Source organism: Tessaracoccus palaemonis (genome assembly GCF_019316905.1).
Taxonomy (GTDB): domain Bacteria; phylum Actinomycetota; class Actinomycetes; order Propionibacteriales; family Propionibacteriaceae; genus Arachnia; species Arachnia palaemonis.
Map to the genome: position 1 here is coordinate 2,791,773 of NZ_CP079216.1, position 21,248 is coordinate 2,813,020.

Below are 21,248 nucleotides of genomic sequence, written 5' to 3' on the forward strand. Positions count from 1 at the left end.
AGGATGCCTGCGTGACTGACACCACCCCCACCGAAGTGACCGATTCCGAGCAGACCCTCGTCCGCAAGGAGAAGCGGCAGCGGCTGCTGGACGCCGGTTCCCAGGTGTACCCGGCGGACCTCAGCCGCAGCCACACGCTCAGCGAGATCCGCGCGAACGAGGCCTGGAATGCGCTCGAGGCGGGCGAGGAGACCCAGGACGTCGTCACCGTCGGCGGCCGCGTCGTCTTCATCCGCAACACCGGCAAGCTGGCCTTCGCGACGCTGCAGGACGGCTTCGCCCCCGAACAGAACGGCGAGCGCCTGCAGGTGATGCTGTCGCTGGCCGAGATCGGCGAGGAGGCCCTCGCAGCCTGGAAGTCCGACGTCGACCTGGGCGACTTCGTCTGGGTGCAGGGGCGCGTCATCCGCTCCAAGCGCGGCGAGCTGTCGATCATGGCGAACCAGTGGCGGATGGCGTCCAAGGCGCTACGCCCGCTGCCCGTGCTGCACAAGGACCTCTCTGAGGAGGCCCGCGTGCGCCGTCGCTACGTGGATCTGATCGTTCGCGACGAGGCCCGCGAGATGGTCCGCAAGCGTTCCGCCATCACGCGCGCGATCCGCGACACTCTCTACGGCCAGGGCTACCTTGAGGTCGAGACGCCGATCCTGCAGCTGGTGCACGGCGGCGCCGCGGCCCGCCCGTTCGAGACGCACATCAACGCCTTCGACATCGACATGAGCCTGCGCATCGCGCTGGAGCTGCACCTGAAGCGGACGATGGTCGGCGGCGCGGACCGCGTGTTCGAGCTGGGCCGGGTGTTCCGCAACGAGGGCATCGACTCCACGCACTCCGCCGAGTTCACCATGCTCGAGGCGTACCAGTCGTGGGGCGACCAGAAGACCATCGCGGCGCTGATCCAGTCGATCATCGTCGCCGCGGCGGACGCCGTCGGCAGCCGCACCGTCGAGACGTCGAAGGGCGAGATCAACCTCGACGGCGAGTGGACCTGGCTCGGCGTCTACCCGGGCGTCTCTGCGGCCGTCGGCGAGGAGATCACGCCCGACACCCCCGCCGAGCGGCTGGGCGCGCTGCTGGACGAGCACGAGATCGAGTTCGACCCGAAGTTCGCCGAGGGCAAGCTCGTCATGAAGCTGTTCGAGGAACTCGTCGAGCCGACGCTGATCCAGCCGACGTTCGTGTGCGACTACCCGGCCGTCGCGCAGCCGCTGGCCCGCCCGCACCGCAGCGAGCCCGGCAAGATCGAGGCCTGGGACCTCATCATCGGCGGCATGGAGCGCGGCACCGGCTTCACCGAGCTGATCGACCCGGTCATCCAGCGCGACGTGCTCATGACCCAGTCGCTGGCCGCCGCGGCCGGCGACCCCGAGGCCATGCAGCTCGACGAGGACTTCCTGGAGGCGCTGGAGTACGGGGTGCCGCCGATGGGCGGCCTCGGGCTGGGCGTCGACCGCCTCGTCATGCTGCTGACCGGCGTCGGCATCCGCGAGACGATCCTCTACCCGCTGCTGCGCCCCCAGGGCTGAGCCCGCCGAGACGCACGAGGGCCCCCGACCGGCTGGTCGAGGGCCCTCGTCGTCTGTCAGGCTGCCGACCTGGCCGACTGGGCGGACACCGGGCTCACGGCGGACTTCGCGGAGACCGGAGAGATGGGCGACTTGGCGGAGACGGGCGAGACCGCCGACTTTGCAGAGACCGGGGAGGCGACCGTCTTCGCCGACACGGCGGTCTTCACGGAGGCCGCGGTCTTTGCGGAGACCGGGCTGGCCGCCGTCACCGCGGACGCCGTGGTCCAGGCGCCCGGGGAGGTGCCCGTCGAGGTGGGTGACGTCGAGCTGGGTGACGTCGGGGTGGTGAGCGGCGAGACCGCCGCGGACGAGGGCGCGACCTCGTCGGGGGTGTCGGCGTCGTCGGCGAAGGCCAGCGTCGTGCCGCCGAGGGCGGCGATGCCGAACGCGCCGGCGAGGATCCAGTTGGTTGTCCTGCTCATGGGAGTCTCCTTGTCTGTGGGGGCCTCGGCCCGGTTTCCCTGTTGACACCACTGAACAGGGGCGCGCTGAGACGCAGAGGAGAGCGCCGTGAGAGTCCTCTCATCAACCTCCGGGGTGCGCGATGAGCCACGAGCCCCACGCGAGCGCGGCGAAGCCCTCCGCGATGCGTAGCCGTTGGTCGGCGGCGGCCTCCCACTCGGGCAGGCCCTCGTCGCGGGCCCCTGCGATCAGCGTGCAGACGACGGCGGCGGTGCGGGCCAGGAGCCCGGCGCGGCTGGCTCCGTGGGCGTCGACGTAGGCCGAGAACGCGTCGAGGTAGGAGCTGAGGAAGGCCTCCGTGTGGGCGTAGCCGGGGTGGATCGTGCGGAGCACCGCGAGGTGGGCCAGGAAGCAGGCAAGGTCGTCGACGGCGTGCCCTGGGCCGACGGCGTCGACGTCGATGACGCCGCTGACCCGGCCGTCGGCGACGAACAGGTTCGCCTCGTAGAGGTCGCCGTGCGTCGCGACGACCGGGCCGCGGGGTTCCCCGTCCAGGATGCCTGTCACGGTCGCGACGACGGCGTCGATCCGCCGCGCTCCGGCAGGGAAGGCGACCTTCGCTGCGCTCGCGTAGTCGACGATGCGGTCCGTCCATGCCTCGCGGGCCGGCAGGGTGGTGAGGTCATCGGGCATGGCGTCGACGAGTTCGGTGATCCGGGCGGGGGGAAGGGGGATCTCCGCGGAGTCCATGAACGCCTGGGCGAGCGGGGTCCCCGTCACCGAGCTGAGGGCCACGACCTGCTGCCTCACCGGTCCGACGACGCTTGGCACCGGAATCCCCGCCTCGCTCAGGAGGCGGTGTCGTCGGGCCAGCAGGTCGGCGTCGCGGCGCAGAACCTTGAGGAATACCTGGCCGGGTCCGCCGTCGAAGGTGGCGCGCAGCACGGCGCGCCGCAGCGGCCGGTAGGTCACGGTCTCCAGCGATCGGAGCCTGGCCCCGTCGCCCCAGGTCGCCTGCACCTCGGCCGGGACGCTGGCCAGCGGGAGGCCCGGCAGGAGCGGGTCGCCGGGATGCTCCCAGATGCGGAGCCGGCCGCGCGGCACCTCGACCTCCACGAGGTCGCCGTGCACGTTCTCCGTCGTGGCGACGAGGTAGCGCCTGGTGCCGTCGTCGGTCACCTCGAACAGCCCCGAGACGCCCGCCCCCGGGCGGTGGTGCAGCTCGACGAGCTCTGCGGTGGCCTCCGTCGAGAGTTGCGCGGCGACCACCGGCGCGGCCTCGTCGGTGAAGAAGCGGACCTGGTCGCTCTCATCCCAGCCGGTCACGGGCCACGTCCCTTCGTCGGTGTGCTGCGCCTAGTCTGCCGCGACGAGGGGTTCCGCGCGGTCGCCCGGCCCTGCCCGGACGCCGATCAGGGTGGCGGCCAGGATCATCGAGCCGCCGAGCAGGAATCTCAGGGTGAGGGTCTCGCCGCCGAACAGCACGGCGAAGAGCGTCGCGAAGACGGGCTCGAAGGCCATCAGCAGCACCACGCGCGACGGCGGGATGTGCCGCTGAGCCCAGGTCTGCAGCACCATCGTGACGATGCCGGCTGCGATGGCCGTGTACAGCACGGCGGCCCAGACGACGCCGTCGGGCGGGAAGTCGATGCCCGTCGGCAGCGCCGCGCCGCCGCAGATGATGGCGATGCCGATCAGCTGCACCGTCGCGAGGCTGACGGGGTCCATGGCACGGGAGAAGCGGTCGAGCATGACGATGTGCAGGGCGTAGAGCGCCGCGCCGAGCAGGGTGAGGGCCTCGCCGCGGCCGATGCCGGTCAGGCCGGACAGGCTCAGCACCGCGATGCCCGCCATCGCCAGCGCCACGGCCAGCCAGGTGACGCGGTGCGGCCGCACCCGGAACAGGGCCCACAGGATCAGGGGCGTCAGCACGACGTAGACGCCGGTCAGGAATCCCGAGGCGGAGGCCGCCGTGGTCTGGAGGCCTGTCGTCTGGGCGATCTGCGCGAACCCGTAGAGCACGCCCAGGCCGAGCGCGATGCTCCACTGTCGCCAGCTGAGCCGCCGGAGCCGGCCAAGGAAGATCAGGGACGGCACCAGCGCGCCGACCAGGAACCTGACGGCCAGGAAGTCGATGGGGTCGACCCGGCTGACGGCGTCCTTGATGATGAAGAAGGTCGAGCCCCAGATGGCCGTGACCAGCAGGATCGCTCCCGTCGCCAGCCGCATGGGTCTCCTTCCGCTGCCGCCGGGGCGGCCTAGTGTGGTGTCGTGGCGATTCTCCTCGACGCGGCCCGCTGGCCTGCGCACGGCACGGTTTTCGGACATCTGGTGTCCGATTCGACGCTCGCGGAACTGCACGCCTTCGCCCGCACCGTCGGGTTGCCGGCGCAGGCATTCGACCACGACCACTACGACGTCCCCGAGTCACGGTACCGCGAGCTGATCGCGGCCGGCGCGACGATCGTCGGCGAGAAAGACCTCGTCGCGCGGCTCACCGCCAGCGGGCTGCGCGTCCGCTCTCCCGAGCGCACGCCGACGAGGGCCACCGCGCTGCGGCGGGTCCAGGAGCGCTGGGCTCCGCTGGGGCTGCCCATGGCCATCCGCGACGACCTGCTCGCCCGGTGGCACCACAAGGACAGGCACTACCACGACGTGCGGCACCTGTGGCAGTGCCTGGCCGCGCTGGAGGTGCTCGGCTGCGACGACCCGATCGTCGAGCTGGCGGCCTGGTTCCACGACGCCGTCTACACGGGAAGCGCGGGCGACGCGGGCGACGCAGCCGACGCGTGCGACGCGGCCAACGCGGCCAACGCGGGTGACGCGGGTGACGCGGCCAACGCAGCCAACGCAGCCGACGCAGCCGACGCGGGCGACGCGGCCAACGCGGCCAACGCGGGCGACGTGGGCGACGCGGCCAACGCGGGCGACGCGGGTGACGCGGGCGACGCGGGCGACGCGGACAGGGCGGGCGACGCGGACAGGGCGGGCGACGCGGGCGACGCGGCCAACGCGGGTGACGCAAACAAGGCGGCCAGCACGGGCGACGAGGAGGCCTCGGCCCGGCTCGCCGAGCGGCTGCTCGACGGCCAGCTGGACGCCCACCGCGTCGCGGAGGTCGCGCGGCTGGTCCGCATGACCGCCGACCACCGCCCGACCGACGAGCGTGGCGCGCTGCTCTCCGACGCTGACCTGTCGATCCTCGGCCAGGTCCCCGGCCGCTACCACGTCTACGTGCGGGATGTCCGCCTGGACTACGCCCACGTCGACGACGCCGCGTGGCGCGTCGGCCGCTCACGGGTCCTCGAAGGTCTCCTCGCCGCCGATCCGCTGTTCCACACCGCCCACGGCCGGGAGCTGTGGGACGCCCAGGCCCGGGCCAACCTCGCCGACGAGCTCTCCAGCCTCACCGACCGCTGATCGCCGAGCCCACCCGGTTCGCCGAGCCCACCCGGATCGCCGAGCCCACCCGGATCGCCGAGCTTGTCGAGGTGCCTCGAGCGAAGCGAGAGGGAAACCCTCCCCACGCAGAACTGCAGAACGTGAACCGACGACCCCGACCCCCAGGCCCGGTCCTTTCACTTCGTTCAAGGCGTTTCGACGAGCTCAACGAACCGGACGCCGAGCCCACCCGGTTCGCCGAGCCCACCCGGTTCGCCGAGCCCACCCGGTTCGCCGAGCTTGTCGAGGTGCCTCGAGCGAAGCGAGAGGGAAACCCTCCCCACGCAGAACTGCAGAACGTGACCGACGACCCCGACCCCCAAGCCCGGTCCTTTCACTTCGTTCAAGGCGTTTCGACGAGCTCAACGAACCGGACGCCGAGCCCACCCGGTTCGCCGAGCCCACCCGGTTCGCCGAGCCCACCCGGATCGCCGAGCTTGTCGAGGTGCCTCGAGCGAAGCGAGAGGGAAACCCTCCCCACGCAGAACTGCAGAACGTGAACCGACGACCCGACCCCCAAGCCCGGTCCTTTCACTTCGTTCAAGGCGTTTCGACGAGCTCAACGAACCGGACGCCGAGCCCACCCGGATCGCCGAGCCCACCCGGTTCGCCGAGCCCACCACCCGGTTCGCCGAGCCCACCCGGATCGCCGAGCTTGTCGAGGTGCCTCGAGCGCAGCGAGAGGACGCAGCCAACCACCGACGCCCCGACCCCACGCGCCACCCTTACCGACGGACGCCACCCTTATTCGCAGATGCCACCGCCATGGCGGTGGCATCGGTTGAGAACGGTAGCGTCCGTCGGTAAGGGTGGCGTCTGCGTCTGAGCGTGGCCTCCGGGAGACGAGGCCAGTCGACCACGTCGTCACCCGGAAGCGAACCGACTTGATGAGTGAGTATTCACTCACTACAGTTCATCGACGTGTCACGCGCAGTACCCATGCCACCCGAGCGACGGCGGGCGGCCATCATCGAGGCGACGATCCCGCTGCTCCAGGAGCAGGGGACCCGCCTCACCACGAAGCAGGTGGCCGAGGCGGCGGGCGTCGCCGAGGGAACCATCTTCCGCGTCTTCGACTCGATGCAGGACCTGATCGAGGCGACGGTCATCGAGTCGCTCTCCGCCCGCCGGATCAGCGACCCCCTCTCCACCATCAGCCTCGGGTCCACCCTCGAGGAGAAGACCCACGCGACCCTTGACCTGATCGCCGGCCGCATCACGACCATCCGGTCGCTGATGGTGCTGGTCCACGGGCCCAGGAAGGCGCCGCACCACCCCAACCCGTGCATCAGGGACGAGCTGGACGCCAGGCGCATCGAGATGGACGAGTGGCTCACCGCCCAGTTCCAGCCCCACGAGAGCGAACTGACCTGCCCCGTCGGCGACTATGTGAACCTGCTGAGCCTCCTCGCCATGGGCAACGCCATGAACTTCTCCACCGCGTCCCGCCTCGGCGTCGACGACCTCACCACCTTCGCCCTCCACGGGGCACTCAGGAAGGATGTCCAGTGCTAGGCACTCTCGTGCGGCTCATCGGCCGCTTCATCAAGCCCTACTGGGGGCTGCTCACGGTCGTGCTGGTCCTCCAGCTGATCGCCACGGTGATGAGCCTCTACCTGCCGACGCTCAACGCCCGCATCATCGACGAGGGCGTCGTCACCGGCGACACCAACTTCATCTGGCGCACGGGCGGCATCATGCTTGCGCTGTCCGCGGTCCAGGGTCTGGCGCAGGTCGGCGCCGTCTGGGCCGGGGCGAACGCGGCGATGCAGTTCGGCCGCGACGTCCGCGCCGCCGTGTTCGACCGCGCGCTCGGCTTCTCCACCCGTGAGCTGAACAAGTTCGGCGCGCCGTCGCTGATCACGCGCAACACCAACGACGTGCTGCAGGTGCAGCAGCTGGTGCTGATGATCTCGACGGTGCTCATCTCGGCGCCCATCACCATGGTCGGCGGCGTCGTGATGGCGCTGCGCGAGGACGTCGGGCTGTCCTGGACGATCCTCGCGGCCGTCATGCTGCTCGGCGCCGGCATCGCGGTCCTCATCTACCTGATGAGCCCCCTGTTCTCGATCCAGCAGACGCGCATCGACACCCTGAACCGGGTGCTGCGGGAGCAGATCACCGGCATCCGCGTGGTGCGGGCGTTCGTCCGAGAGCCGCACGAGGCCCAGCGCTTCGAGAAGGCCAATGGTGAGCTCGTCGACACCGCCACCCGGGTCGGCCGCCTGATGGCGTTCATGTTCCCGTTCGTGGGCTTCGTGATGAACATCTCCACGGTGGGCGTCATGTGGTTCGGCGCATTCCGCATCGAGAACGGCGACCTGCAGATCGGTCAGCTGACGGCATTCCTGTCCTACCTGGCACAGATCCTGATCTCGGTCATGATGACGACGATGCTGCTGGTGCTGGCGCCCCGCGCCGCCGTGTGTGCTGACCGCATCGACGCCGTGCTGAAGACCGAGTCGACCGTCGCGCCGCCGGCCAACCCCGCCCCGACCCCTCAGGCACGCGGGGATGTCGTCTTCGACCGCGTGTCCTTCCGCTACCCCGGCGCCGAGGAGCCCGTGCTGAAGGACCTGACCTTCGAGCTGAAGCCCGGCCGCAAGACGGCCATCATCGGTTCCACCGGGTCCGGCAAGACGACGCTGACCAACCTCATTCCACGCCTGTTCGACGCCACGGAGGGCCGCGTGCTGGTCGACGGTGTGGACGTGCGCGACTTCAACCCGGACGACCTGTGGGCGCGCGTCGGACTGGTCCCGCAGAAGCCGTACCTCTTCACCGGCACCATCGCGTCGAACCTGCGCTACGGCCGCCCCGACGCCACCCCAGAGGAGCTGTGGCACGCGATCACCGTCGCGCAGGCCAGGGACTTCGTCGAGGAGAAGGAGGGCCAGCTGGAGTCGCCGATCTCGCAGGGCGGCACCAACGTGTCCGGCGGCCAGCGCCAACGCCTCGCGATCGCGAGGGCGCTGGTGAAGAAGCCCTCCGTCTACGTCTTCGACGACTCGTTCTCCGCGCTCGACGTCGCGACCGACGCCCGCCTCCGGGCGGCGCTGGAGCCCGAGACGGCCCGCGCCTCCGTGCTCGTCGTCGCCCAGCGGGTGTCCACCATCACCGACGCCGACGAGATCCTCGTGCTGGAGCACGGCGAGATCGTCGGCCGCGGCACCCACTCCGAACTGCTCGCCACCAACGAGACATACCAGGAGATCGTGAGTTCGCAGCTGAGCGCAGAGGAGGCCGCGGCATGAGCGACACCATCAAGGTCAAGGCCAACAAGCGGCCGAAGTACGCCGGACAGCGGCATCGCGGCCCGGGCGGTCCGGGCCTGGGCGGCTCCGGCGAGAAGGCGGCCAACTTCGGCGTCTCCCTGAAACGGCTCGTCCGCTACCTGCGTCCGCAGCGCAACTGGATCGTCGCGGCGCTGTGCCTCGGCGTCCTGTCCGTCGCGCTGAGCGTCGTAGGCCCCAAGATCCTCGGGCGCGCCACCAACCTCCTGCTGGCCGGCGCCATCGGCGGCCAGATGCCCTCCGGCATCACGAAGGAGCAGGCCATCGACGCTCTGATCGCTCAGGGTAACGGCGACATGGCCGACATGCTGCGCAGCATGGACTTCACCCCCGGCCAGGGGATCGACTTCCACGCAGTCGGCGTCGTCCTGATCGTCGTGCTCGCCCTCTACGTCGTCTCCTTCGGCTTCTCCTACGCGCAGGGCTGGATCCTCAACGGCGCCGTGCAGAAGACGATCTTCCAGATCCGTCAGCGCGTCTCCGAGAAGCTGGACCGGCTGCCGCTCAGCTACTTCGACAAGCAGGCCCGCGGCGAGGTGTTGAGCCGCGTCACCAACGACATCGACAACGTGTCACAGACGCTGCAGCAGACCATGTCGCAGCTGCTCAACTCGCTGCTGACCGTGATCGGCGTGCTCGTGATGATGTTCTGGATCTCCCCGACGCTGGCGCTGATCGCGCTGCTCACGGTGCCGATCGCCATGATCGTGACGACCGTCATCGGCAAGCGCTCCCAGAAGCTGTTCGCACAGAACTGGAAGTCCACCGGCGAGTTGAACGCCCAGATCGAGGAGGCCTTCACCGGCCACTCCCTCGTGAAGGTCTTCGGCCGTCAGCGCGAGGTCGAGGAGGAGTTCGGCCGCCGCAACCAGGAGCTGTACAAGGCGGGCTTCGGAGCACAGTTCATCTCGGGCATCATCATGCCCGTCATGTTCCTGGTCGGGAACCTGAACTACGTCGTGATCGCGGTGGTCGGCGGTCTGCGGGTCGCGTCCGGAACGATGAGCATCGGCGACGTGCAGGCCTTCATCCAGTACTCGCGCCAGTTCACGCAGCCGCTGACCACCGTCGCGTCGATGGCGAACATTCTGCAGTCGGGCGTCGCCTCGGCCGAGCGCGTGTTCGAACTGCTGGACGCCGACGAGATGTCCTCCGAGCCTGAGGGGCACCTGCCGAAGGAGATCGCGGGCCGCGTGTCGTTCGAGGGCGTCGACTTCTCCTACACCCCCGACCGCCCCCTGATCCGGAACCTGAACCTCACGGCGCAGCCCGGGCAGACTGTCGCGATCGTCGGCCCGACGGGCGCTGGCAAGACCACGCTGGTGAACCTGATCATGCGGTTCTACGACCTGAACGGCGGCCGCATCACCATGGACGGCGTCGACGTGGCTTCGGTCCCGCGGTCCGCTGTCCGGTCCGAGGTCGGCATGGTCCTGCAGGACACGTGGCTGTTCGGCGGCACCATCCGCGACAACATCGCCTACGGCCGCCTCGACGCGACCGACGAGGAGATCGTCGCGGCGTCCAAGGCCACGTTCGTCGACCGCTTCGTGCACTCGCTGCCCGACGGCTACGACACGGTGATCGATGAGGAGGGCTCGAACGTCTCGGCGGGCGAGAAGCAGCTGATCACGATCGCGCGGGCATTCCTCGCCGACCCGAGCCTGCTGATCCTCGACGAGGCGACCAGCTCGGTCGACACCCGCACGGAACTGCTGCTGCAGAAGGCCATGGCCGCGCTGCGCGCGGGCCGGACTTCGTTCGTCATCGCCCACCGGCTGTCGACGATCCGCGACGCGGACCTCATCCTCGTGATGGAGGAGGGCTCGATCGTCGAGCAGGGCAACCACCAGCAGCTGCTCGACGCGAAGGGCGCGTACTACAACCTGTACCAGTCGCAGTTCGCCGGCGCGATCGAGGACTGACCCTACCCACTGACCGAACCCCTCTCCCGTCCCCACCCCCTCGCTACCCCTGCCCCCCCACCCCGCGGACGCCAACGAAAAATCCCAGGCGCCAACGGTATGCACGGACGCCAACGATATTCGCGCGATTATCGTTGGCGTCTGTGTTTTTCGTTGGCGCCTGCGGTCCACCCGGCTCGTGGTTCTGCGGTCCACCCTGCCTCATGGTCGAGACAGCGCATCGCCCGCTACAGTCCGATCATCGGGCGCTCGCCCGACCATCCCATCGAGGAGCCGAAAACCAATGACCGAGACCATCTCCTCCAGCAAGGGCGCACGTCTTGCCCTCCTGATCGGGGGCATCGTCGCTGCCGGATTCGGCATCGCGGTGCTCGTCTGGCCCACCAAGGCCGCCGTCGCCATCACCGCCGTCATGGCCTTCTACGCGCTCCTCGCCGGCGTCATCTACATCGCGCTCGGGCTCCTTGCCAAGGGCCTCGGCGTCGGCGGGCGGATCGGACACGTCATTCTCGGCGTGCTGTACATGGTCGCGGGCGTCTACGCCTTCACCTCCCTGCAGCGCTCGGCCGCATTCCTGGCCGTGTTCATCACGATCATGGTGGGTGTCATGTGGATCGCCGAGGGCCTGACCGCCCTGTTCACCCTCGGCCAGTCCGGATCCAAGGTGCTGACGATCGTGTTCGCAGTTCTGTCCGTGATCGCGGGCTTCACTCTCCTCAGCAGCCCACTGTGGGGCGTCGTGTTCCTCTGGTGGTTCCTCGGCATCTCCCTGGTCGTACTCGGCATCCTGAACGTGCTCCGCGCGCTCGTGGGCCGGAAGGGCTGAGCCCACTCAACGCGATGACGCCAGCCCCGTCACGAAGGGGCTGGCGTCCGACGAGCCCACCAGCCACCGCGCACCTCACCCACGGCTCGCGGCCCGACGTCAGAGTCACCATCCAGCAACTCGACGGCGCGAACCGTGTCGGCGAGTGCGGGCACCGCCCAGACGCCCCCCTCCTTGCGCCATCGCGTGTTGCGCGCTACTTTTAGTTGACACTTCAACTTTTTCGGAGGACCTGATGACCGAGACTCTCGCCGCGGATACCCGCATGGGGCGACTCGAGCTCCGCGTGCGCGACCTTGGCGCACAGCTCGCCTACTACGCCGACGGCATCGGCCTGACGCCGCTCACCGATGAGCAGGGTGCCGTCACCCTCGGCCTGGCGGGCGTCCCCGTCGTCCGACTCACAGAGTCGAAGGACCTGCGTCCCGCCCGCCCCGGCGCGGCCGGGCTGTTCCACACGGCCGTCGTCTACCGCGACGAGCAGGCCCTCGCGGCGACGCTGGTCAGCATGTTCACGAAGTACCCGCAGACGTACGCCGGGTCGGGCGACCACCTCGTCTCGCAGGCGTTCTACTTCACCGACCCGGAGGGCAACGGCGTCGAGCTGTACCACGACCGGCCGCGGGAGTCGTGGACCTGGACGCACGGTCAGGTCGCGATGGACACCCTCGCGCTCGACCCGGCCCGCTTCGTCAACGACCACCTCGGAGGCCTCGATCCCGCCTCGTTGCCAGACGCGACCGGCCAGCTCGGGCACGTTCACCTCAGCGTCGGAGACATCCGGAGCGCCAGGGACTTCTACGTCTCGGCGCTCGGGTTCGAGGAGACCCTGACGTTCCACGGCAGCGCGCTGTTCGTCTCGGCCGGCGGCTACCACCACCACATGGCGATGAACGTCTGGAACTCGCGGGGCGCGGGGCCTCGCGACCACACGCTGGGCATGGGCGTCGTCGACATCCTCGTACCCACGGCCGACGAACTCGGCCGGGCGGTCGAGCGCCTGACGTTCGCCGGCCATGCGACGCGCCACGACGGTCGGACGCTGAGCGTGCTCGACCCGTGGAACAACGAGATCCGCCTCGCCGTCGGCTGACGGGGCCTCCCCGCCGCGGCCCGCCCCTCCCGGTCGGCCCTCGCCCTCGGGCCTCCCCTGCCGACGCCAACGATATTTCCCAGGCGCCAACGAAGTACGCAGACGCCAACGATAATCGCGGGAATATCGTTGGCGTCCGTGTATTTCGTTGGCGTCTGCAAGGGGGAGGCCGCGGCCCATCGCGTGCGCTTCGTCCCTAGTCACGGCCCTGCCGCGGTCCTAGACTGTGGCCCACCGCCCAGAGTGAGGAGCCGACGATGGCTGACCTGTGGACCTCAGATCCGCGAGAGACGCTGCGCGTCGGACCGGACTTCGACCTCGCCGCCTTCGATCGCGCCTCGCGAGGCGGGTTCACCGGCAAGAAGCGCGACGCCGAGAGACTGATCGCCGAACGGGGCGCGCTGCTTGCCGAGCTGCAGGAGCGGCTCTACGCGAACGGCCGCGCCGGCGGCACCGAGAACGTGCTGATCATCGTGCAGGGCCTCGATACAGCAGGCAAGGGTGGTATCGCCCGCCACGTTATGGGGCTGGTCGACCCGCAGGGGGTCGCGTTGCGCAGCTTCGGCGTCCCCACGCCGGAGGAGCGCTCGCATCACTACCTCTGGAGGATCAAGAAGGCGCTGCCGAAGCCCGGTCAGATCGGCCTGTTCGACCGCTCGCACTACGAGGACGTGCTCGTGGTGAGGGTCGACGAACTCGTCGAGCCGGAGGTCTGGTCGAAGCGCTTCGACGAGATCAACAAGTGGGAGAAGTCGCTCGTCGACAGCGGCACGCGCATCCTGAAGTTCGCGCTGATGGTCAGCTACCAGGAACAGGCGAAGCGGCTGATGGAGCGCCTCGACCGCCCGGACAAGCGCTGGAAGTACTCGATGAGCGACCTCAAGACCCGCGCCAACTGGGACGCGTACCAGGAGGCCTATTCAGACGTCTTCCGGCTGACCTCCACCGCGCACGCACCGTGGCACGTGCTGCCCGCCGACACCAAGTGGTTCTCGCGCCTGGTCGTCACGGAGTTTCTCACCCGGACCCTCATCGAGATGGACCTCCAGTGGCCGAGGCCCCGCTGGCAGCCGGAGGCCCAGCGCAAGCGCCTCGTCGCCACCATGACCCCCCAGGCGCTCGCGGAGTCGCTGTCGGAGACGAAGGCGACCGTGCTGGAGGCCATGGAGGCCAGCATCGACGTCAACGAGGACGCCGCCGAGCTCAAGACCCACCGCTACGACGACCTCAGCCGGGACGCCGCCTTCGCCGCCATCGAGGCGAAGCGCGCCTTCTGGGAGAACGATCTGGCCACCACGCTTCGGCAGAAGCGGGAGCTGCTGCAGGCGCTCGCCCCGGAGCTGGTCCCAGCCGATCCTTCGATGAACGTCAGCACACCCAAGGCCGACAAGTCAGCGGGCAAGGCCAGCAGGTCCGCAGGCAAGGGGAAGTCCTCGGGCAAGGGCAAGAAGGGCTCGTCGAAGGGCGGCAAGAAGGCCAAGAAGTCCTCCTGACGTCCACTCAACCGCACAACTGTGGCCAGGTCCCCAGCACGCCTCGTATATCCGCGTGCTGCGGCTCTGGCCACTTTTATGCACGGAATGCCGACAGCATGACCTGGCGGACGGAGGCGACGGGGCGGGCGACGGTCAGTCGCGGAGGGCCGTGAGGTCCTCGTCGGAGAGCAGCTTCGCCAGCCGCGTGAGGGCCTCCCGCCGGACGGAACCCGAGACGGACTGCAGGGCTGTGGCGAGCTCGGCGGCGAGCAGGTCGGACTGCGAGTAGCCCGCCTCGTAGCGCCAGGCGCGGGCGACCAGCTCACGGGTCACCAGCCCCTTCTTCGCGAGCCTGTCGAGCACCGTCATGACGGTGGTGTAGGCGAGCGGGCGCTCGACGGTCAGGATCGCGTGTACGTCGGCGACACTCCTGGGCGCGTCGGAGGACCAGAGCACCTCCATGATGCGTTGCTCAAGCTCTCCCCGGGACGGCATGCGCTCAGCATAGGGCCCGCCGCGCGGATTTTTTGCGACATGTTGTCGGTTTACGACCTCGAGTAGTAGTTTTCCGCCATGGACGCTGTAGCCCTGTCCCGATGGCAGTTCGGGATCACCACTGTCTACCACTACTTCTTCGTGCCGATCACGATCGCCATGTCGATGCTGGTGGCCGTGTTTCAGACCTTCTGGGTGCGCACCGGCAACGAGCAGTACCTCCGGCTGACCAAGTTCTTCGGGAAGCTCTTCCTGATCAACTTCGCGCTCGGCGTGGTGACCGGCATCGTGCAGGAGTTCCAGTTCGGTATGAACTGGTCCGAGTACTCCCGCTTCGTCGGCGACGTGTTCGGCGCCCCGCTCGCCCTCGAGGCGCTGCTCGCCTTCTTCCTCGAGTCGACGTTCATCGGCCTGTGGATCTTCGGCTGGGACAAGCTGCCGAAGGGTCTGCACCTGATGTGCATCTACCTCGCCGCGTTCGGCACCATGCTGTCGGCTGTGTTCATCCTGGCCGCCAACTCGTGGATGCAGAACCCCGTCGGCACCATCTACAACAACGGCCGCGCGGAGCTTGACGGCGTTTCCGGCTTCCTCGAGGTGCTGACCAACCCCGTGTTCCTCGTCACCTTCCCGCACGTCATCGCGGGTGCCTACATGGTCGCGGGCGGCCTGATCGCCGCCATTTCCGGCTGGCATCTGGCGAAGATCGGCCGCGACGGCGAGGCCCGCGAGGGCGACGCCAAGACCTACCGCTTCGGCACACGCTTCGGCGCGGTCGTGCTGCTGATCGCCTCCGCGGTCACCATGTACACCGGCGACCTGCAGTCCAAGGTGATGACCGAGGTCCAGCCCATGAAGATGGCGGCGGCCGAGGCTCTGTTCTACACCAAGACCAACGCCCCCTTCTCCATCTTCACCATCGGCAACCGCGAGGGAACCGAGGCGGTCTTCTCGCTCGAGGTGCCCGGACTCCTGTCCGCGTTGTCCGGCCACGACGAGGTCCTCGGCATCAACGACCTGCGCGAGAGCTTCGCCACCGACGGCTTCATGCGCCGCGACGGCAGCCAGACGACTCTCCAGGAGCAGTACGCCGAGACCCTTGCCGCCACCCACGACGTCGACCCGATGCCCAACGTCGCGGTCTCCTACTGGACGTTCCGTCTGATGATCGGCTGCGGCATGCTGGGCATCGCGCTCGCACTGCTGACGCTGTGGATGACCCGCAAGAACAAGTTCCCCCCGGCGGGTCGCATCTGGACCCTGCTGATGTTCGCCATGCCGCTGCTGCCGCTGGCCGCCAACTCCTTCGGCTGGATCTTCACCGAGATGGGTCGCCAGCCGTGGCTCGTCGCCGGCGTACTGCCCACCGCCGCAGGAGTGTCCCCGACCGTCTCCAATGGAGAGGTCCTGTTCTCGATGATCGTCTACACGCTGATCTACGGCTTCCTGGCCGTGATCGAGGTGTGGCTGTTCCTCAAGTACGCGAAGAAGGGCCTGCCCGACGTCGCTCCACCTGAGGTCATCAAGGATCCCGACGCCCCCCTGACCTTCGCGTACTGAGAGGACGGACGACATGCTTCACCTTCTTGAGAGCGCACCCCAGGTGCCCGTGCTCGCCACCGTCTGGTTCTGCCTGGTCGCCGTGCTCTGGCTCGGCTACTTCTTCCTCGAGGGCTTCGACTACGGCGTGGCCATGCTGATCCCCGTCCTCGGCAAGAACGACAAGGACAAGCGCGTCATCGTCAACACCATCGGCCCTGTCTGGGACGGCAACGAGGTGTGGCTGCTGACCGCAGGCGGCGCGATGTTCGCGGCGTTCCCAGGCTGGTACGCCTCGCTGTTCTCCGGCCTATACCTGCCGCTGCTGCTCGTGCTGGTCGGCCTGATCCTGCGCGGCGTCGCCTTCGAGTACCGCTCGAAGCACCCCGATACCCGCTACCGCAACATGCTCGACTGGTTCGCGACGATCGGTTCCTTCCTGCCCTCGCTGGTGTTCGGCGTCGGGTTCGCGAACTTCATCATCGGGCTGGCCAACGACAATCTGCTGTGGAACGGCTCCTTCTGGGGCCTGTTCGGACCGTTCGCGCTGCTCGGCGGCGTGATGCTCGTGACGCTGTTCCTCGTGCACGGCTCGGCGTTCATCGCACTGAAGACCAAGTACGAGATCCACGAGCGGGCCGAGGCTTTCGGCGGCAAGGCCGGCATCGTCGCGACGGTGCTCGTCGCGGCCTTCGTGCTGTGCCAGAACATCTTCTACCCGGCGAACTCCGAGTTCGGCGACTTCACCGTCGCCGCGTGGATCTGCGGGATCCTGGCCATCGTCTGCATCGCGGGCGCGACGCTGATGATCCGCAAGGGCCGCGACGGCTGGGGCTTCATCCTGACCGGCGCGACGATCCTGACGCTGTTCATCGGCATCTTCATCAAGCTCTACGGCAACCTAGGCTTCGCTCAGGACACGACCGTGGCGGCGACCGAGCGCCTGAACATCATCACGGCAGCCTCGAGCGAGACCACCCTGACCATCATGATGTGGGCCGCGATCATCTTCGTCCCGATCGTGCTGGCCTACCAGTGCTGGAGCTACTGGGTGTTCCACCGTCGCATCTCGACGAAGAACATCCCCGACGAGGTCGAGCCCGCCGCCTGACGCCTTCGGCAGGCTCAGGGGACTCGGCCAAGCCAGGGAACCGGGCACAACAATTGCCTATACCGGGAGCGCTGAGCGTATGTGCCAGCACGCACGACATAGGCATCGTTGTGCACGCCACCCCGGGAGTCGGGAAGCGGCGCAGGGAGCCCACCTCGCTCCGCTCGGCGCCCTTCGACAGGCTCAGGGAACCGGGAGGACAGGCTCAGGGAACCGGGAGGACAGGCTCAGGGAACCGGGCAGACCGGCTCAGGGAGCCAGAGCGAGGGCCCCGCACCGCATGGTGCGGGGCCCTCCCGTTCCCTCCCCGGGTCGTTGAGCCTGTCGAAACGCCTTGAGCGAAGCGAAAGGTCCCACCCGCACCGCATGGTGCGGGGCTCTCCCGTTCCCCGCCCCGGGTCGTTGAGCCAGTCGAAACGCCTTGAGCGAAGCGAAAGGTCCCACCCGCACCGCATGGTGCGGGGCCCTCCCGTTCCCCGCCCCGGGTCGTTGAGCCTGTCGAAACGCCTTGAGCGAAGCGAAAGGTCCCACCCGCACCGCATGGTGCGGGGCCCTCCCGTTCCCCGCCCCGGGTCGTTGAGCCTGTCGAAACGCCTTGAGCGAGGCGAAAGGTCCGCCGGAAGCGGGAGACACCTCGCTCCGCTCGGCGCCCTTCGACAGGCTCAGGGAACCGGGAGACACCTCGCTCCGCTCGGCGCCCTTCGACAGGCTCAGGGAACCGGGAGGACAGGCTCAGGGAACCGGGAGACAGTCTCAAGGAACCGGGAGACAGGCTCAGGGAACCGGGTCCTTCTCCCGCCGTGCCGCGCAGGGGCACAGCAACACATGCAAGACTTGGCGACGATATGGCAGGCCCCATCCATCCCCGGTTGCTCCGACGCGCCAAGGCGACCCAGGTATTCCTCGTGTCCAGCGTCGCCGTCGGCATCGTCACCGCGGTGCTGCTCATAGTGCAGGCGCGCCTGCTGGCCGACTGGATCACCAGCGTGTTCGACGCGGCTGCCTTCCCCGCCCACTCGGCCGCCACGCTGCTCCTGCTGCTCGGCGTCTTCGCCGGCCGCGGACTGCTGGCTTGGGCCAGCGCCGTGCTGGCGCACCACTCCTCGGCGTCCGTGAAGTCGGAGCTGCGCCGCGACGTGCTCGCCGCCCGGCTGGCCACCCCCGTCGAAGGCGCCTCGTCGGCGTCCCTGGTGCGCATCGTCACGCAGGGCCTCGACGCGCTCGACGGGTACTTCGCCAAGTACCTCCCCCAGCTCGGCCTCGCCGCGACCGTGCCGTTCATCGTCGGCGCCGCGATCCTGGTGACGGACTGGGAGTCCGCGCTCATCGTCGCGTTCACACTCCCGCTCATCCCCGTCTTCATGGCGCTGATCGGCTGGACGACGCAGAAGGCGACGGCCCGCAGCTTCTCCGTCGCGGACCGGCTCGCCAACCACTTCGCCGATCTGATCGCCGGCCTGCCCACCCTGCAGGCCTTCGCACGGGCCCGCGCGCAGCGCCGCGGCGTCGAGCTGGGCGAGGAGAACTACCGCGAGGCGACGATGAAGACGCTGTGGATCTCGTTCCTCAGCAGCTTCGCGCTCGAGATCCTCGCGTCGCTGTCGGTGGCCGTGATCGCCGTCACTGTCGGTTTCCGGCTGGTCTACGGCCAGATCGACTTCCCGACCGCCCTGTTCGTGCTGATCCTCGCCCCCGAGGCGTTCCTGCCCGTCCGCCAGGTGGGCGTGCACTTCCACGACTCCGCCGACGGGGTGGCCGCTGCCGATGCCGCCTTCGAGATCATCGACGGGGCCACCTCCCCCACCGGCACCACGCCCGCCCCCGACGGCCCCCTGACTCTCGACGACGTCTCCTACACCTACCCCGGCGACGACTCCCCCGCCACCGACGGGGTCCGGCTGAGCGTCGCCCCGGGTGAGGTTGTCGCGCTCAGCGGCACGTCGGGCGGCGGCAAGTCGACCGCGCTGGCGATGGCGATGGGTTTCATCACGCCGGAGTCCGGCCGCGTCCTGATCGGCGGCGTCGACCTCCGCGAGATCGATGCGGCGTCCTGGCGGGCGCGGACGGCCTGGGTGGCACAGGAGCCGGGACTGATCGACGGCACCGTCGGCGACAATGTCCGGCTCGGGCACCCCACCGCCGACGCCGCCGCGGTCGCCGCCGCGCTGGCCGAGGCGGGCGCCGACTTCCAGGCCGACAAGCACGTCGGCGACGACGGCGAGGGCCTCTCAGCCGGGGAGCGGCGACGCGTCGCGCTGGCCAGGGCCCTCGTGCGGATCAGGCTGGGCGGCGCCCGGTTCCTCATCCTCGACGAGCCCACCGCCGGCCTCGACGCCGACACCGAGGCCCACGTGATCGACACGGTCCGCGCCACCGGCGCCGGCGTGCTCGTGGTATCCCACCGACCCGCGGTGCTGGCCGCCGCCGACCGCGTCGTGGAGGTGGTTCCCGCATGAGGAAGCTCCTGACCAGCCTGCTCGCGGCGGTGCCGAACGGTCGCCGTCGCCTGGTGCTTGCCATCCTGCTGGCGTCGCTGGCCTCGCTGTCGTCCGTCGCGCTGATGGGGGTCAGCGCCTGGCTGATCTCGTTCGCCGCGCTCGCTCCGCCTGTCCTGTTCCTGCAGGCCCCGGCCGTGGGGGTCCGCGCCTTCGCGATCTCCCGCGGCGTGTTCCGCTACCTCGAGCGCGTCGTCGGCCACGATGTCGCCCTGCGCATGCAGGGCGCGCTGCGCATCCGCGTCTACGACAAGCTGGCCGGCACCACGCTGATCGGCCGCCGCCGCGGCGACCTCCTCACCAGGGTCGTCGCTGACGTCACCGCGATCCAGGACCTCGTGGTTCGTGTCGTGCTGCCGTTCGCGTCCGCCGCAGTCGTGGTGGTCGCGACGACCGGAGCCATCTCGCTGCTCAACCTTCCGACCGCGCTGTGGCTGTTGGCGACGGCGCTGCTGGCGGGCATCGGGCTGCCGCTCGTGGCGATGCGGCTGAGCCGCGCGGCCGATGTCGCCGTCGTCCCCGCTCGGGGACGGCTGGCCGACGAGACACGCGAGTTGGCCCACACCGCCACCGATCTGGTGGCCTACGGAGCCGACAGAGCCGCGCTCGACAGACTGCTGCAGGTCGACGACGAACTGCGCCGCGCCGAGGCGCGCGGCGCCTGGGTTCGCGGACTGGCGACCGGCGGGCAGATCCTTGCAGCGGGCATCGCCGTCGCCGCGGCGCTGTGGTTCGGGACGGTGGCGATCGTCGCCGTCGACCTCGACCCGCGGTTCCTGGCCGTGCTCGCCCTGACGCCGCTGGCGCTGCACGAGGTCTTCGCGGCCTTCACCCAGGCGGCGCAGACGTGGACAAGGTCCCGGTCCGCGCTGGGACGCATCACGGAGATCCTCGACGCGGACCCCGTCGGCGAGGGGGATGTGACGGACGGCGAGGGAGAGACCCCCGACCTCTCGTTCAAGGACGTGACGGTCGGTTGGCCGGACACCGGCGAGGTGCTGAGCCACCTCGACCTGCGTGTGTCGCCCGGCGAGCGGGTCGCTCTGGTGGGCCCGTCTGGGATCGGCAAGACGACCGTCGCCGCGACAGCGCTCGGGCTGATCCCGCCGCTGTCGGGCTCGGTCCACCGCACGGGTCGCGTCGGCTACCTCGAGCAGGACGCACACATCTTCGCCACCACGGTCGGAGAGAACGTCCGCGTCGGACTCCGGGACGCCACGGACGACCAGATCCACGACGCCCTGCACCGCGCCGGCCTCGACCTCGCCCCCTCCCGCTCCATCGGGGAGGACGGCACGACCCTGTCCGGCGGTGAGCGGAGGCGCCTCGCGCTGTCCAGGCTGCTCGTCGGCCGCAGGGATCTCATCATCCTCGACGAGCCGACGGAGCACCTCGACCGCGAGACGGCCGACGCCCTGATGGCCGACGTGTGGACCGCGTTCCGCGACGCCGCCGTGCTCGTCATCACGCACGACCCTGAGATCATCCGGGTCTGCGACCGCGTCGTGTCGCTCGCCAGGGACACGACCCCGGTCTGAGCCCGACCCGCCCGTGGGCGGAGCCGACGCACTGAGGGATGCCGATA

The 21,248-nt window shown here is 69.3% G+C and carries 16 protein-coding genes; 12 read left to right on the plus strand and 4 right to left on the minus strand.

Annotated features, from left to right (window positions below; translation table 11 throughout):
- Positions 1-11 precede the first annotated feature (11 nt).
- On the plus strand, positions 12-1,526 hold the full coding sequence (lysS, locus tag KDB89_RS12760; protein WP_219081627.1) for a lysine--tRNA ligase: 1,515 nt from the start codon (positions 12-14) through the stop codon (positions 1,524-1,526).
- 56 nt (positions 1,527-1,582) lie between these two features.
- Here the strand turns inward: lysS and KDB89_RS12765 are convergent, their stop codons facing one another.
- The 3 genes from KDB89_RS12765 to KDB89_RS12775 form a co-directional block, all read right to left on the minus strand.
- Entirely contained in the window at positions 1,583-1,990 is a 408-nt protein-coding gene (locus tag KDB89_RS12765) for a hypothetical protein (RefSeq protein ID WP_219081629.1), read from the minus strand.
- Between the two features lie 103 nt (positions 1,991-2,093).
- Positions 2,094-3,296 (minus strand): phosphotransferase, encoded by a 1,203-nt coding sequence (locus KDB89_RS12770; protein WP_219081631.1) that lies wholly within the window; start codon positions 3,294-3,296, stop codon positions 2,094-2,096.
- Between the two features lie 30 nt (positions 3,297-3,326).
- Entirely contained in the window at positions 3,327-4,199 is an 873-nt protein-coding gene (locus KDB89_RS12775; RefSeq protein WP_219081633.1) for a DMT family transporter, read from the minus strand.
- Between the two features lie 42 nt (positions 4,200-4,241).
- Here KDB89_RS12775 and KDB89_RS14705 point away from each other — a divergent pair, with 42 nt between their 5' ends.
- The 7 genes from KDB89_RS14705 (at position 4,242) to KDB89_RS12810 (ending at position 14,041) form a co-directional block, all read left to right on the plus strand.
- Positions 4,242-5,390: a DUF4031 domain-containing protein gene (locus KDB89_RS14705; protein ID WP_255555943.1), complete on the plus strand. Its 1,149-nt coding sequence runs from the start codon at positions 4,242-4,244 to the stop codon at positions 5,388-5,390.
- 942 nt (positions 5,391-6,332) lie between these two features.
- The gene (locus KDB89_RS12785; protein ID WP_219081635.1) at positions 6,333-6,926 is read left to right on the plus strand and encodes a TetR/AcrR family transcriptional regulator; all 594 of its coding nucleotides are present in this window, start codon (positions 6,333-6,335) and stop codon (positions 6,924-6,926) included.
- Positions 6,920-8,665, plus strand: a complete 1,746-nt coding sequence (locus KDB89_RS12790; RefSeq protein ID WP_219081637.1) for an ABC transporter ATP-binding protein — start codon at positions 6,920-6,922, stop codon at positions 8,663-8,665. Before KDB89_RS12785 ends, KDB89_RS12790 begins: the two co-directional genes overlap by 7 nt.
- The gene (locus tag KDB89_RS12795; protein ID WP_219081639.1) at positions 8,662-10,629 is read left to right on the plus strand and encodes an ABC transporter ATP-binding protein; all 1,968 of its coding nucleotides are present in this window, start codon (positions 8,662-8,664) and stop codon (positions 10,627-10,629) included. Before KDB89_RS12790 ends, KDB89_RS12795 begins: the two co-directional genes overlap by 4 nt.
- A 283-nt stretch (positions 10,630-10,912) precedes the next feature.
- A complete protein-coding gene (locus tag KDB89_RS12800) occupies positions 10,913-11,455 on the plus strand; it encodes an HdeD family acid-resistance protein (RefSeq protein ID WP_219081641.1) in 543 nt (180 codons plus the stop codon).
- Positions 11,456-11,690: 235 nt separating this feature from the next.
- Positions 11,691-12,548, plus strand: a complete 858-nt coding sequence (locus KDB89_RS12805; RefSeq protein ID WP_219081643.1) for a VOC family protein — start codon at positions 11,691-11,693, stop codon at positions 12,546-12,548.
- Positions 12,549-12,805: 257 nt separating this feature from the next.
- Positions 12,806-14,041 (plus strand): PPK2 family polyphosphate kinase, encoded by a 1,236-nt coding sequence (locus tag KDB89_RS12810; protein WP_219081645.1) that lies wholly within the window; start codon positions 12,806-12,808, stop codon positions 14,039-14,041.
- Positions 14,042-14,176: 135 nt separating this feature from the next.
- Here the strand turns inward: KDB89_RS12810 and KDB89_RS12815 are convergent, their stop codons facing one another.
- A complete protein-coding gene (locus KDB89_RS12815; protein WP_219081648.1) occupies positions 14,177-14,518 on the minus strand; it encodes a BlaI/MecI/CopY family transcriptional regulator in 342 nt (113 codons plus the stop codon).
- Between the two features lie 78 nt (positions 14,519-14,596).
- Here KDB89_RS12815 and KDB89_RS12820 point away from each other — a divergent pair, with 78 nt between their 5' ends.
- The 4 genes from KDB89_RS12820 (at position 14,597) to cydC (ending at position 21,201) form a co-directional block, all read left to right on the plus strand.
- Positions 14,597-16,078, plus strand: coding sequence for a cytochrome ubiquinol oxidase subunit I (locus KDB89_RS12820; protein ID WP_219081650.1), 1,482 nt, complete (start codon positions 14,597-14,599; stop codon positions 16,076-16,078).
- A 13-nt stretch (positions 16,079-16,091) separates the two neighbouring features.
- Positions 16,092-17,168, plus strand: a complete 1,077-nt coding sequence (gene cydB, locus KDB89_RS12825) for a cytochrome d ubiquinol oxidase subunit II (RefSeq protein WP_219081652.1) — start codon at positions 16,092-16,094, stop codon at positions 17,166-17,168.
- A gap of 845 nt (positions 17,169-18,013) precedes the next feature.
- Positions 18,014-19,624, plus strand: a complete 1,611-nt coding sequence (gene cydD / locus KDB89_RS12830; RefSeq protein WP_219081654.1) for a thiol reductant ABC exporter subunit CydD — start codon at positions 18,014-18,016, stop codon at positions 19,622-19,624.
- Positions 19,621-21,201 carry a thiol reductant ABC exporter subunit CydC gene (gene cydC / locus KDB89_RS12835; RefSeq protein ID WP_219081656.1) on the plus strand — a complete coding sequence of 527 codons (1,581 nt, stop codon included), beginning with the start codon at positions 19,621-19,623 and terminating at the stop codon, positions 21,199-21,201. Before cydD ends, cydC begins: the two co-directional genes overlap by 4 nt.
- The last annotated feature ends 47 nt before the right edge of the window (positions 21,202-21,248 follow it).

Coding starts and splice junctions, on each gene's coding strand:
- KDB89_RS12795 (WP_219081639.1), top strand. CDS start 8,662: ATGAGCGACACCATCAAGGTCAAGGCCAACAAGCGGCCGAAGTACGCC.
- KDB89_RS12800 (WP_219081641.1), top strand. CDS start 10,913: ATGACCGAGACCATCTCCTCCAGCAAGGGCGCACGTCTTGCCCTCCTG.
- cydB (WP_219081652.1), top strand. CDS start 16,092: ATGCTTCACCTTCTTGAGAGCGCACCCCAGGTGCCCGTGCTCGCCACC.
- cydD (WP_219081654.1), top strand. CDS start 18,014: ATGGCAGGCCCCATCCATCCCCGGTTGCTCCGACGCGCCAAGGCGACC.
- KDB89_RS12810 (WP_219081645.1), top strand. CDS start 12,806: ATGGCTGACCTGTGGACCTCAGATCCGCGAGAGACGCTGCGCGTCGGA.
- KDB89_RS12775 (WP_219081633.1), bottom strand. CDS start 4,199: ATGCGGCTGGCGACGGGAGCGATCCTGCTGGTCACGGCCATCTGGGGC.
- KDB89_RS12805 (WP_219081643.1), top strand. CDS start 11,691: ATGACCGAGACTCTCGCCGCGGATACCCGCATGGGGCGACTCGAGCTC.
- cydC (WP_219081656.1), top strand. CDS start 19,621: ATGAGGAAGCTCCTGACCAGCCTGCTCGCGGCGGTGCCGAACGGTCGC.
- KDB89_RS12765 (WP_219081629.1), bottom strand. CDS start 1,990: ATGAGCAGGACAACCAACTGGATCCTCGCCGGCGCGTTCGGCATCGCC.
- KDB89_RS12820 (WP_219081650.1), top strand. CDS start 14,597: ATGGACGCTGTAGCCCTGTCCCGATGGCAGTTCGGGATCACCACTGTC.
- KDB89_RS12815 (WP_219081648.1), bottom strand. CDS start 14,518: ATGCCGTCCCGGGGAGAGCTTGAGCAACGCATCATGGAGGTGCTCTGG.